We start from the raw sequence: 12,115 nt of genomic DNA on the forward strand, positions 1-12,115 counted from the left end.
TTAGAACTCCAGAAGCTCGGTAATACGTTTGGAGATGCGTTCGACCGACGGGACCGCCCAGTCCAGAAGGACGGGGTTATGCGGGCTCGGAATATCCGGCATCGTGAGGCGGGACACGGGGGCGTCGAGGTCCATGAAAGCTTTGTCCGCGACGACGGCGGAGATTTCCGCGCCGAAACCAGCCGATCCCAAATCCTCGTGAACGATTAGGCAGCGCCGTGTCTTCTTGACCGAGGTCAGGACCGCGTCCTGATCCCATGGCATCAGCGTGCGAAGGTCGATCACGTCAGCCGAGACACCGTCAGCGGCTTCCTCGCAGCGCTGAACCATGGCACCCCAGGTTACGATGGTGATGTCGTTGCCGGTGCGCGTGAACTTCGCTTTGCCGAACGGCAGTGTGAAGTTGTCACCGGGGTAAGGACGTCGTGCCCAGGCATGGTCGAGCATCGCGCGGTGTTCGAAAAAGATGACAGGATCATTTCCGCGCAGTGAAGTGCGGAGCAGACCAACGGCGTCCTCTGCGTTGGAGGGGACCGCAACCATCCAGCCAGGCTGGTGTACGAACGCGACCTCGTTAGTCTGGCTGTGCCAAGGATCACCACACTTAAAGAAGCCGCCTGGCATTCGGACCACGATTGGTGCGGCAAAGCGATTGTTTGTCCGCCATCGGATCGTACCGCAGTCGTTCAGCTGCTCGGTCGCCGGTTCGGCGTATTTGCGGAACTGAATCTCTGGGACCGGCACAAGACCCGCCAAGGCCATGCCGACGGCCCGGCCGATGATTCCTTCTTCCGACAAGGACGTATCGAACACGCGCTCGATGCCGAACTTATCCTGAAGACCAAGCGTAACGGCATGAACGCCGCCCTTGGGGCCAATATCCTCACCAAAGATCACGACGCGTTCGTTGATGGACATTTCATGGTCAAGTGTCTTGCGGATCGCCGTGACCATATTCATGCGCGCGCCGGAGGGCTCGGGTGTCTCGGTGCTCTGCGGCGCGACATAACCGTCACGATGCTGACCGCCCATGACCTGCATTTCGCCACTGAAGAAGACGTTGTTCGTGACGGTGGAGGGATCGGCTATTGGCCGGGCTTCAGCGGCCTCGCGCGCGGTCTCCGCCGCTTGACGAGCACTCTTTTCCGTCGCGTCCCATTCGTCAGCCGTCATAACGGCCGGAACCAGGTACTCTTTCAGGCGCGGGAAGGGGTCGCGGTCCCATTCCTGCTTGACGGTGTCTTCGCTCTTGTAAGTCTGAGTATCCTGGAAGCTGTGTCCCTGCAGGCGTGGAACCGTCAACCGGAGCATGGCCGGCTTGCGTTGATCGCGAACGAACGCGACTGCGTCTTGAGTGAGACGAGCTGCGGCTGCTGGGTCACACCCGTCACCGTCGAAAATTTTGAGGTTCTTCCAGCTTGCCAGATTCGCAGCGATGTTTCCGCCCGGGGTTTGGACCGTGGAAGGAACGGAAATGCCGAAGCCGTTGTCCTCGATATAGAACAGCATCGGGAGCGACTGAGTTGTGGCCGCGGTGATGGCCGCCCAAAAGCCGTTCGAGGCGACCGAGCCGTCCCCCCCGAGAACCACCCCGATGTCCTTGGCGTATTCGGCTCTCCCCAGCGTCTTGGCGTAGTAATTCATCGCCTGCGCCCAGCCTGCCGTCGGGGTGTACTGCGCCCCCACCCCCCCGCACATGGGCAGTGCGGATGCGCCGGAAAGATTGGGATAGTTGAAGACCACACCAATGTCGCGGCCGTCAGAATATCCGCCCGCGCGACCCATTGCGGAGCCAAGCGCGTCGACCGGATCGACACCCAGCGACAAGAGAAGCGGCCGTGACCGATAGTAGCCGCAGGTCGCATCGTGCGACCCTGTCAGCTGCATGCCCAAAAGAATTTGGGCCATATCGTGCCCGCGAGCAGAAAACTGATAGAGGACCTTCTTTTCGGGGACGAGGCGTGTCTCCTCCATCTCATCGAGGGCCCGAGAGAGCTGAAGGCAGTATGCGGCTTTACGCCAGTCGATCCGCTCGTCAGGTGAATTCCGCCCGTGCGATTTGACAGCGACGCGATCCATGTCGTTCTCCCGAAATTCCGTTCAGAACAGGATATTAAGATCGCACGCTATTTTCCTTTCAATATTGGCGCATTGGGGGTAAAAATTGAAACATATCTTTCATCCATCCGGGCAATCGTGAATGAAAAAAATCACACTTGATTCAGTCGATAGAGCGATCCTTCGGGTCGTGCAGGAGCAGGGCGATATCAGTCAGGCGCAGCTTGCGGAGAAAGTCGGGGCGTCCGCCGCGTCCTGTTGGCGGCGGATCACCAAGCTGGAAGATGCGGGGGTCCTGACCAAGACAGTGCGCCTGGTAAATGCCGATGCCATCGACAAGGGACTTAATGTGTTTTGCCAGGTGCGGATGAAGTCGCATGATCCAGCGGCACGTCATGACTTCGAGACATTCATACACAGCTATGCGGAGGTGCTGGAATGCTACTCGATGTCCGGTGAGTGGGATTATCTCATACGGGCCGTCGTTGGCGATGTCCGCGAGTATGAAGCACTGCTCATGGAGGGAATCTTGACCCATGATGCCGTGCTGACCTCGTCTTCCCACTTCGCGCTCAAAGCCGTCAAATACACCACGGCATTGCCTGTCTAAGATTGCTTTTTTTGCTTTTGCAAGTCATGGCGACGAACTGACTCTCAGCCAAGTTCATCGCAGTCAGTGTCGTGACCTTATGGCAAAAAATCGCACGAAGTTCAACGTATAATGCGTTGTATTGATATTCATATCGTCACTTTTTTGACCCTAGGAAAATTTCGGCTCGATTTCCTGTGATGAAAATATTTGTGGTCAGATTGACCAAGCAGGACGAACGGACAAACAATCATGACAGCTCAATGACGAGCCCAGCAAGAGGGAACGAAAATGATGGAATTTCGAAAACTCAAGTCCGTCTTGGCAATGTCGGTGGTCGCGCTTGGCGCACTGTCGACTCCCGTCATGGCCCGTGATCTCCGCATTGCCACCGAAGGCACCTATGCGCCTTGGAGCTTCGTCGACGAAAAGGGCAATCTGACCGGTTGGGACGTCGATATCGCCAAGGCACTTTGCGAAGAGATGAAGGTAAAGTGCCAAATCGTCGCACAGGAATGGGACGGTATCATCCCGGGCCTGCTGGCCAAGAAGTACGACATGATTGTCGCCAGCATGACGGTGACCGAGAAGCGCAAGCAACAGGTTGCGTTCTCGCAAAAGTATAAGAATACGACCAGCCAGTTTGTTGCCGCGAAGGGCAGCTATCCCGACACCTCGCCCGCGGCGCTCGCTGGCAAGCGTATTGGCGTTCAGCGTGGCAGCAGCCAGGACACGTTCCTGACCGACAACTACAAGGACTCTGAGATTGTTCGTTACGACAAGACGACCGATCCAGAAATGGACCTCATCGCTGGGCGCATCGATCTGCTGCTTGCAAACCGCGTAACCTCCATGGTCGGTTTCCTTGCGACGCCTGAAGCGGCGAATTTTGGCCTCGTGGGTAAGGAATACTCCGGCGGGGTTCTCGGTGAGGGTAATGCCATCGCCGTGCGCAAGGATGACCCCGAGCTTCTGAAGCAGGTTAATTCGGCGCTCGACGCGATCTTCAAAAACGGCAAATACGACCAAGTCACCTCGAAGTACTTCAAGTTCAAGTTGATGTAGGCCTCACGGCGTCCAGCGAAGCGGCGACCGAGTCGCCGCTTCATCTGTTTTCTTCATAGGTGCCCAAATGATCACATTCGCTACCTTCGGTCCGAAAGGAACGAACCACGAACGTGTGACCAGTGAGTATATTCGCTTTCATGGCATTGAAAACGCACGGATCGAACTCGTCCCGAATTTCAATGTCGCCACCAAAGGCCTTTTGAACGGTGATTTTGATTTTGTGGTCCAATGCGCCGTCCATCCGGAAACTCCGGAAACCATGGGAGCCAATTTCAGCAAGATGTTTGCTGTCGATTCTTTCATCTCTCGCAGCAAAGAGCTGGCTGTCCTGACCCGAAAAGAGGTTGAGAGTCCCAGGACGATAGGGCTTTTGTCTCCGTCGACCGAAAGCTACATTGATCACAACAAGTGGGAGACCCTTATACCGGGCGCCTCGCTTCCAATCATCTTCGATAATCTCTTGAACGGAGCGTACGACTCGGCGCTCGTCTATCTGGAATATGCTGAGCAATTCCCCGACCGCGTTCGCGTCGGCGAGGTCATTGGCTCACCGGACGACGTTTGGATCGTCTATGCTCGCGAGCGCACGTCGGGCGGGACGTTGCAGGCGTTTAAGAACGCGCCGATCCGTCGTCTCCTCGCTGAAAAAGGTGCTCGCTTTAGCGCGGAAAAGGAGGCGGTATGACGGTTTTTTCAGGATACGGCATTCAGCTCCTGCATGGAGCGGTGGTCAGTGTCGAGGTGACGATTGCCGCGCTGATTGTCGGTACGGTGCTGGGGATATTTCTGGGCGCAGTCAAAACCTACGCGAGCCGCCCCTTCCGATATGCCGTTGAGGCCTACACCGCGATTGTTCGTGGCGTTCCTGACCTCATCATCATCTACCTGATCTATTTCGGTAGCACGATCGCCCTGACGAAACTGGCCGGTGAATATGTCGACGTGAACGGTTTCATGGCGGGTGTCTTCGCGCTTGCCTTCATTTTTGGGGCATATGCGAGTGACGTTATTCGTGGTGCCATCCGTCAGGTCCCGCGTGGCCAGACCGAAGCGGCGATGGCTCTTGGTTTAAGCAGCAAGGTCTGTTTCATCAAGATTGTGATGCCCCAGGCTTGGCGGCTCGCGCTGCCGGGTTTCGGCAATCTGTCCATCATCCTTCTCAAGCAGACATCGCTGATCTCGGTGATTGGCCTGGAAGAGCTTCTACGCGCGTCCTCCGTCGTGTCGGGCGCGACACGCCAACCGTTCTACGTCTACTCTGCTGCCGCCGTCATCTACTTGATCTTGACGGGGGTGGCGACTTTGGGCCTCCGATACGCTCGCAAGCGAGCTGATCGCGGGTTTGCATAAGGAGGCCAGAGATGCTCGACTTTCAATTGATGTCCGATGCCTTCCCCAAGCTCATGGGAGGGGTTGGTCTGACCGGCAAGCTGTCCATCCTCATTCTTCTCCTCGGCATGATGTTGGCGATCCCGATTGCCTATGCCCGCAACGCTCAGAGCGTTTGGCTCCACGGACCGGCCAACGCCTACATCCTGCTTATCCGGGGCATCCCGTCTCTTTTGCAGGTGTTCATGGTCTACTACGGCCTGGGACAGCTCGACTTCGTTCGACACTCCGCTCTTTGGCCGATCCTTCGCGATCCATTTTGGTGCGTGATCATCGCCTTGGGCTTGAACTCGGCGGCTTATACAGCAGAGATTATCTCTGGCGCACTTCGCCTGATCGCAAAGGGGCCTGTGGAGGCAGCCTACGCCCTTGGTCTGTCCTGGTTCCAGACGCAGCGGAAAGTGACGATACCACTCGCCATTCGCGCGGCTCTTCCTGCGTACGAGAACGAGATCATCTTGACGGTCAAGGCAACGTCACTTGCCAGCACCGTGACGCTCATGGACCTTACCGGTGTGGCGCGCCTCGAAGTCGCCAACACATATGCGCCGTACGAAATCTTCCTGACGGCTGGTGCGATCTATTTCTGCATCACGACAACTCTTTCTTGGTTGTTGCGACGCCTGGAGCAGCGCCTTTCGCTTGAACACATGAAAACTCTCAACCCCACGCCTCTACAGCAAACCGAAACTGTTCACGCTTGAGCTTGGCGGTACGAGAAAGGAACTGGATATGACCAACAATGCCTTGGCGAATAGTGCACAAGCGGCGGGCGAAAGCGGACAATCCGGCCAGATCAAGGTCGTCGGCATTGCCAAGCGTTTCGGCCCCTTCCAGGCTTTGAGCGATGTCAATCTTGAGATCGCGTCCGGAGAAAAACTCGTCATCTGTGGGCCATCCGGTTCTGGAAAGTCCACTCTGATCCGCTGCATGAACGGGATCGAAGGCCACGATGCGGGCACGGTCGTGGTCAACGGAATTCCCTTGGACAAGGTGAAAGCGAATCGCGACCAAATCCGGCGTGAAGTCGGAATGGTGTTCCAAAGCTTCAATCTCTTCCCGCATATGAGCGTGTTGGAAAACTGTCTACTCGCTCCGATGTCCGTAAAGGGTATGAGTCGCCGGGATGCCAAGGACGTGGCGATGCATTTCCTAAGCCGGGTGCGGATCGCCGAGCAGGCGTTGAAGTATCCGTCGCAGCTATCCGGTGGTCAGCAGCAGCGCGTCGCGATTGCCCGCGCGATGTGTATGAAGCCGAAAATCCTGCTCCTGGACGAGCCGACGTCGGCGCTTGATCCAGAGATGGTCAAAGAAGTGCTCGATACGATGGTCGGTCTTGCCCAAGGCGGTATGACCATGGTGTGCGTGACGCATGAAATGGGCTTTGCTCGTGAGGTGGCGGACCGTGTCATCTTCATGGATCGAGGGTCGATTGTCGAAGAGGCCCCGCCGGAAGAGTTCTTTGGCAACCCGAAAACGCCCCGTGCGCAGGACTTCCTGGCACAAATCCTTCGATAGGCGGACGTAAAGAGGGGGCGGAGACGCCCCTTTTTTTTGTCATACGCAATCTTCAGAACCGATGGCGCAGGCTCCGATGTCGCTAGATTTCAAGGTCTTTGACGGCAAAATCGCGCGCCTTGGTGTTCTTGTAGGACAATCCACGGTTCAATGTAAGAGATCATCCCCCCCATCAGTATTGGCAAAAGACGCTTTATCTTGAATTTCTAATGTCGGCGGCGTTATGAGGGTGGCCTTTCCTCCCGGGGGCGCTGCGGATTGGCCGAACAGAACAGCAAGAGACCGATGTCAGGGGAAAAGGCTGTACTTGCCTTATTAGACGAAAAGCCTATCAGAGCTGCCAGCTTTATCGTGACGGTCTATGGCGACGCAGTGGAACCGCGCGGTGGCATCGTCTGGATCGGGAATCTGATCGATGTCTGCGGTGCGGTTGGAATTAGTGAGACCTTGGTTCGAACAGCTGTTTCGAGGCTTGTTCGTGGTGGCCAGCTGGTCGGCGAGCGCTCGGGCAAGCGGAGTTTTTACACGTTGACCCCCGCCGCGCGGGTCGAGTTCTCGCTTGCTGCCCGACAGCTCTTTTCTCCGGGGGATCAGGACAGGTGGCGGTTCATTTGCCTGACCGGCGAGTCCGTCGAAGACGAAATTCGCCATCTTGAGCGGCATGGATATGCGCGTCTCACCGGGGACACTCTGGTAGGCTTGAGACCACTTCCCCCCACGTTGAATGACAACGCGCTCGTATTTGATGCAAGCATCAGCGAGGGCGAGACTTTCCTCGGCAAGTTCGCTGCGGACCGTTTCACCTTAGCACCATTGGCCGAGTCATATCGAGCCTTTATTAATCGATATTCGAAGCTCACCACGGGCCCCATAACCGGCTCAGACGCGTTATCGCTGCGCTTGCTGTTGGTGCACGATTTCCGATCCATCGTGTTGCGTGATCCGAACCTGCCCCGCGCCGCATTGCCGGGCGATTGGCCAGGCACCCAGGCTCGTCGGTTGTTTTCCGAACGGTATTTGGATTGGTCGGTCGCTGCTGATCGGCAAATTGGTCGGGTTTTCGTCAACGAGAGCGGACCTTTGTCGCGGGAAACGCCTGCCACTACTGCGCGTGAAAATCAACTCCAAACATATTCGGCATAGTGGCCCCTGGGGCCAAGTTTCCTGGGGTGAAACTGTTGTCTGCATAATTGACCCGTTGCCATCGACGGGTCCTCTCCTGTTCGACAATGCGGAAGGCTTGCAACGCTCAACGTTCGTCAGGATGGGATAGCGCTTACAGCATCGGCCCGAAAATCGGAATCGATTTTCGGCAAAGCCCGATGCGTTGATTCAAAAGGTGAGAGCGACCTTTCTCCGTCCGATAGGACGCAGGGCGCTCTAGCTGGATGTTGCAGCATCTGCTCGAGGCGGTGGCGCGATCTCGATACGGCAAGCCTGACATCGTCAAACCGAGCCATGTCTCTTCTATTGTCGAGGATGGGGTGAGCGCTGTCCCTTTCACGCGATTTTCAAATATCACAACAAAACCAAAAAATCGATTTGAAATGTGACAAACCGAATGCTAATTAGGTGACCAAGCGGTCGGTTGAACTTGCTGACATTCCTGCCTGGAGGATAACGGCGTGAGCCAAGCCTACATTTGTGACGCCATCAGAACGCCGATTGGTCGTTACGCCGGCCTCCTTTCGTCGGTTCGTGCGGATGATTTGGCCGCGATCCCATTGTCGGCGTTGATGGTCCGCAATCCTCAGGTCGATTGGACGAAGGTTGATGACCTCATCTTCGGTTGCGCCAACCAGGCCGGCGAAGACAACCGCAATGTCGGGCGTATGGCTGTGCTTCTCTCTGGGATGCCTGTCATCGTTCCCGGTACGACGATCAACCGTCTTTGCGGCTCGGGAATGGATGCTGTGGGTATGGCGGCGCGCGCAATCAGGTCCGGGGACTGTGAGTTTGTCATTGCTGGCGGCGTTGAAAGTATGAGCCGCGCGCCGTTCGTTATGCCCAAGGCGGAATCGGCATTTTCCCGTGCTGCCGCTGTTTACGACACCACCATCGGATGGCGCTTCGTCAATCCGAAGATGAAACAGGCTTTCGGCGTCGACTCGATGCCTGAAACGGCAGACAATGTTGCTGCTGATTTTCATGTGAGCCGTGAGGATCAGGACGCATTCGCCGCGAGAAGCCAGGCCCGGTGGGCGGCCGCCCAAGAGGCAGGACTATTTGCTGACGAAATCGTGCCTGTCTCTGTCGCGCAGAAGAAGGGTGATCCGATCATCGTTGACCGCGATGAGCATCCCAGGCCAGGCACCACAGTTGACCAGCTGGCCAAGTTAAAAGGGGTAAACGGCCACGGTCTTTCGGTGACCGCAGGAAATGCCTCTGGGGTGAATGATGGCGCCGGCGCTTTGCTGATTGCGAGCGAAGCGATGGCAAAGGCACAAGGTCTGGCGCCGAAAGCCCGAGTGGTCGCGATGGCTGCAGCCGGTGTCGAGCCCCGAATTATGGGGGTTGGTCCGGCTCCGGCGGCGCGTCGCGTTCTTGAGAAGGCCGGGCTCAGCCTCGATCAGATGGATGTTGTCGAGCTGAATGAAGCCTTTGCTTCGCAAGCCCTTGCTGTTCTTCGCGACCTTGGTCTGCCGGATGATGCCTCGCACGTCAATCCGAATGGAGGCGCGATTGCGATGGGGCACCCATTGGGAATGAGTGGTGCACGCCTTGTGACCACGGCAGCCTACCAGCTTCACCGTCAAGGCGGTCGTTACGCTCTCTGCATGATGTGCATTGGCGTCGGTCAGGGCATTGCGATGATCATCGAGCGCGTCTGACACGCGAACCAGGAGGAAACACCATGTATGCACAGATGGTCAAAACCGATGCGGCTCGGGTCAGGTCTCTCGACGAGATGGACCCGGTTGAGCGTGCCTTCCAGGAGCGCGTCGACGCGGGCCAGAAGATCGAGCCGAAGGAATGGATGCCTGAGGGCTACCGGAAGACGTTGGTCCGTCAGATCAGCCAGCATGCTCATTCTGAAATTGTGGGGCAGCTACCTGAGGGCAACTGGATCACTCGCGCTCCGACCCTGGAGCGCAAGGCCATTCTTCTGGCAAAGGTTCAGGATGAGGCGGGCCATGGTCTATATCTCTACTGTGCAGCAGAAACGCTCGGGGTTTCCCGCGACGAAATGTACGAGCAGCTCCATTCGGGAAAGGCAAAATACTCGTCGATCTTCAACTATCCCACGCTGACGTGGGCTGACATTGGAGCCATCGGATGGCTGGTTGATGGCGCGGCCATCATGAACCAGGTTCCGTTGCAGCGCTGTTCTTACGGTCCCTATTCGCGGGCGATGATCCGTATCTGCAAGGAGGAGAGCTTTCACCAGCGGCAGGGTTACGACGCACTCATGCGCATGGTGAAGGGCACACCGGCACAGAAGGCGATGGTTCAGGATGCCCTGAATCGCTGGTGGTGGCCGTCGCTCATGATGTTCGGCCCCTCCGATGACGCTTCCGTCCATTCTGCCCAGTCGATGGCCTGGAGGATCAAGCAGAACTCCAACGATGAGCTTCGTCAGAAATTCGTCGACCAGACGGTGCCACAAGCCAAATATCTCGGCCTCACTGTTCCTGATCCGGACCTCAAGTGGAACGAGGAAAAGGGCGGCTACGATTTCGGCGAACCCGACTGGGAAGAATTCTTCAACGTCATCGCGGGCAACGGTCCCTGCAATGCGGAGCGTCTGAACGCGCGGAAGAAGGCGTGGGATGACGGCGCATGGTTCAGAGATGGACTGACCGCTCACGCCAACAAGATGGCAGACCGTCGAACCGCGTCGAAGATCGCAGCTGAGTGAGGCCTTGGGGCACAAATGGGAGATCTGAACATGTCCAACGAATGGCCCCTTTGGGAAGTTTTCATCCGTGGTCAGCACGGCCTCAATCACCGCCATGTCGGAAGTTTGCACGCTCCCGATGCTGAAATGGCCGTGAACAACGCCCGCGATGTTTATACCCGTCGCAATGAGGGTGTCAGTATCTGGGTCGTAAAGTCCAGCGACATCACAGCCAGTGCGCCTTCCGAAAAGGGGCCGTTGTTCGATCCGTCGAACTCCAAAGTCTACCGTCACCCGACGTTCTTCGAAATTCCGGATGAAGTGGGGCACATGTGATGGAACTCGACCTCAAGCCTGCGGTCGATCAGTCCGCTCTTTTCGCGTTCCTCGTGCGCTTGGGCGATAACGCCTTGATTCTTGGCCATCGGGTGTCGGAATGGTGTGGCCATTCTCCGGCATTGGAGGAGGACATCGCGCTTTCGAACACGGCTCTCGACCTCATTGGGCAGACACAGCTCTGGCTTGGTCTGGCCGGCGAAATCGAGGGTCAGGGCAGGTCTGCTGATGACCTCGCCTATCTGCGTGACGGCTATGAGTTCCGGAACATCCTGCTTGTCGAACGCCCGAATGGCGACTTCGGGAAAACGCTGATGCGTCAGTTCCTGTTCGATGCCTGGCACTACCTGCTCATGAAGGCGCTTCAAAATTCCAGCGAAAGACGGATCGCTGAAATCGCAGAGAAGGCGTTCAAAGAAGTCGCCTATCACCTCGAACGCAGCCAGGACCTGGTCATTCGTTTGGGGGACGGGACCGACGAAAGCCATCGGCGGATGCAGGCCGCTCTCAACGATCTGTGGCCCTACACTGGCGAGCTCTTCGCAAGCGACGACGTCGAGCAGACCTTGTCGGCGGCCGGTGTCATTCCGCATCCGCAAAGCCTGAAGTCCGGGTGGGACGAGATCGTCTCAACGACGCTTTCCGAGGCGACACTTCAGAAGCCGGACGATGGATACATGCACAAGGGGGGGCGCCGTGGCGTCCACACCGAGCATCTCGGGTTCATTCTGACGGAAATGCAGTTTCTGCAGCGGGCCTATCCGGGCGCGGTCTGGTAGGAGGCGGTCATGGCCACGGCAGCAGTCCGTCCTTCCGTTGAAGAGGTTTGGCGCTGGCTTTCCGACGTGCCTGACCCGGAGATCCCGATCATTTCACTGACCGAACTCGGCATCATTCGAGATGTCGAATGGCGGGACGATGAACTGGTCGTCACTGTGACGCCGACCTATTCAGGGTGTCCCGCAACATCCATCATCAACGTCGACATTGAGCGTGCGCTGGTTGAGAAGGGGCTTGAAAACGTCAGGCTGGAACGCGAGCTTTCGCCTGCGTGGACCACGGACTGGATCACCACTGAAGGCCGCGAAAAACTGAGGTCGTACGGGATTGCGCCGCCTATAGACGGTACCGCAGCCAATGGCGTGCTCATGAAACGGATTGATCGGCTGTCAGGCCGTTCGAACCTGTCAATCGCTTGTCCGCGTTGCGGATCGACCAACACCGAGAAAGTCAGCCAGTTCGGTTCCACGCCTTGCAAGGCGAGCTACCGCTGTAGCGATTGTCTCGAACCCTTTGATTACTTCAAGTGCATCTGACCC

At 57.1% G+C, this 12,115-nt stretch carries 13 protein-coding genes; 12 read left to right on the plus strand and 1 reads right to left on the minus strand.

Annotated features, from left to right (window positions below; genetic code table 11):
- Positions 1-2,079: a transketolase C-terminal domain-containing protein gene (locus tag J1C48_RS03895; RefSeq protein ID WP_207256413.1), complete on the minus strand. Its 2,079-nt coding sequence runs from the start codon at positions 2,077-2,079 to the stop codon at positions 1-3.
- Between the two features lie 121 nt (positions 2,080-2,200).
- Here J1C48_RS03895 and J1C48_RS03900 point away from each other — a divergent pair, with 121 nt between their 5' ends.
- From J1C48_RS03900 to paaD, 12 genes are all read left to right on the plus strand, one after another.
- On the plus strand, positions 2,201-2,668 hold the full coding sequence (locus J1C48_RS03900) for an Lrp/AsnC family transcriptional regulator (protein WP_207256414.1): 468 nt from the start codon (positions 2,201-2,203) through the stop codon (positions 2,666-2,668).
- A gap of 270 nt (positions 2,669-2,938) precedes the next feature.
- Positions 2,939-3,712 (plus strand): transporter substrate-binding domain-containing protein, encoded by a 774-nt coding sequence (locus tag J1C48_RS03905; RefSeq protein WP_207256415.1) that lies wholly within the window; start codon positions 2,939-2,941, stop codon positions 3,710-3,712.
- Between the two features lie 67 nt (positions 3,713-3,779).
- Positions 3,780-4,400, plus strand: coding sequence for a hypothetical protein (locus J1C48_RS03910; RefSeq protein WP_207256416.1), 621 nt, complete (start codon positions 3,780-3,782; stop codon positions 4,398-4,400).
- The gene (locus J1C48_RS03915; RefSeq protein ID WP_207256417.1) at positions 4,397-5,065 is read left to right on the plus strand and encodes an ABC transporter permease; all 669 of its coding nucleotides are present in this window, start codon (positions 4,397-4,399) and stop codon (positions 5,063-5,065) included. Before J1C48_RS03910 ends, J1C48_RS03915 begins: the two co-directional genes overlap by 4 nt.
- An 11-nt stretch (positions 5,066-5,076) precedes the next feature.
- The gene (locus J1C48_RS03920) at positions 5,077-5,808 is read left to right on the plus strand and encodes an ABC transporter permease (RefSeq protein WP_207256418.1); all 732 of its coding nucleotides are present in this window, start codon (positions 5,077-5,079) and stop codon (positions 5,806-5,808) included.
- Positions 5,809-5,836: 28 nt separating this feature from the next.
- Positions 5,837-6,622, plus strand: a complete 786-nt coding sequence (locus J1C48_RS03925; protein ID WP_207256419.1) for an amino acid ABC transporter ATP-binding protein — start codon at positions 5,837-5,839, stop codon at positions 6,620-6,622.
- A gap of 258 nt (positions 6,623-6,880) precedes the next feature.
- Entirely contained in the window at positions 6,881-7,765 is an 885-nt protein-coding gene (locus J1C48_RS03930) for a PaaX family transcriptional regulator C-terminal domain-containing protein (protein WP_231081558.1), read from the plus strand.
- Positions 7,766-8,247: 482 nt separating this feature from the next.
- A complete protein-coding gene (pcaF, locus tag J1C48_RS03935) occupies positions 8,248-9,453 on the plus strand; it encodes a 3-oxoadipyl-CoA thiolase (RefSeq protein ID WP_207256420.1) in 1,206 nt (401 codons plus the stop codon).
- A gap of 23 nt (positions 9,454-9,476) precedes the next feature.
- Positions 9,477-10,481 carry a 1,2-phenylacetyl-CoA epoxidase subunit PaaA gene (gene paaA, locus J1C48_RS03940; protein WP_207256421.1) on the plus strand — a complete coding sequence of 335 codons (1,005 nt, stop codon included), beginning with the start codon at positions 9,477-9,479 and terminating at the stop codon, positions 10,479-10,481.
- A gap of 30 nt (positions 10,482-10,511) precedes the next feature.
- A complete protein-coding gene (gene paaB, locus J1C48_RS03945; protein ID WP_207256422.1) occupies positions 10,512-10,796 on the plus strand; it encodes a 1,2-phenylacetyl-CoA epoxidase subunit PaaB in 285 nt (94 codons plus the stop codon).
- A complete protein-coding gene (gene paaC / locus J1C48_RS03950) occupies positions 10,796-11,575 on the plus strand; it encodes a 1,2-phenylacetyl-CoA epoxidase subunit PaaC (protein ID WP_207256423.1) in 780 nt (259 codons plus the stop codon). Before paaB ends, paaC begins: the two co-directional genes overlap by 1 nt.
- Positions 11,576-11,584: 9 nt before the next feature.
- On the plus strand, positions 11,585-12,112 hold the full coding sequence (paaD, locus tag J1C48_RS03955) for a 1,2-phenylacetyl-CoA epoxidase subunit PaaD (RefSeq protein WP_207256424.1): 528 nt from the start codon (positions 11,585-11,587) through the stop codon (positions 12,110-12,112).
- Positions 12,113-12,115: the final 3 nt, after the last annotated feature.

Source organism: Jiella flava, assembly GCF_017349315.1.
Classification (GTDB): domain Bacteria; phylum Pseudomonadota; class Alphaproteobacteria; order Rhizobiales; family Rhizobiaceae; genus Jiella; species Jiella flava.

Coding starts and splice junctions, on each gene's coding strand:
- J1C48_RS03915 (WP_207256417.1), top strand. CDS start 4,397: ATGACGGTTTTTTCAGGATACGGCATTCAGCTCCTGCATGGAGCGGTG.
- paaC (WP_207256423.1), top strand. CDS start 10,796: ATGGAACTCGACCTCAAGCCTGCGGTCGATCAGTCCGCTCTTTTCGCG.
- J1C48_RS03905 (WP_207256415.1), top strand. CDS start 2,939: ATGATGGAATTTCGAAAACTCAAGTCCGTCTTGGCAATGTCGGTGGTC.
- paaB (WP_207256422.1), top strand. CDS start 10,512: ATGTCCAACGAATGGCCCCTTTGGGAAGTTTTCATCCGTGGTCAGCAC.
- paaD (WP_207256424.1), top strand. CDS start 11,585: ATGGCCACGGCAGCAGTCCGTCCTTCCGTTGAAGAGGTTTGGCGCTGG.
- J1C48_RS03895 (WP_207256413.1), bottom strand. CDS start 2,079: ATGGATCGCGTCGCTGTCAAATCGCACGGGCGGAATTCACCTGACGAG.
- paaA (WP_207256421.1), top strand. CDS start 9,477: ATGTATGCACAGATGGTCAAAACCGATGCGGCTCGGGTCAGGTCTCTC.
- J1C48_RS03900 (WP_207256414.1), top strand. CDS start 2,201: ATGAAAAAAATCACACTTGATTCAGTCGATAGAGCGATCCTTCGGGTC.
- J1C48_RS03925 (WP_207256419.1), top strand. CDS start 5,837: ATGACCAACAATGCCTTGGCGAATAGTGCACAAGCGGCGGGCGAAAGC.
- J1C48_RS03920 (WP_207256418.1), top strand. CDS start 5,077: ATGCTCGACTTTCAATTGATGTCCGATGCCTTCCCCAAGCTCATGGGA.
- J1C48_RS03910 (WP_207256416.1), top strand. CDS start 3,780: ATGATCACATTCGCTACCTTCGGTCCGAAAGGAACGAACCACGAACGT.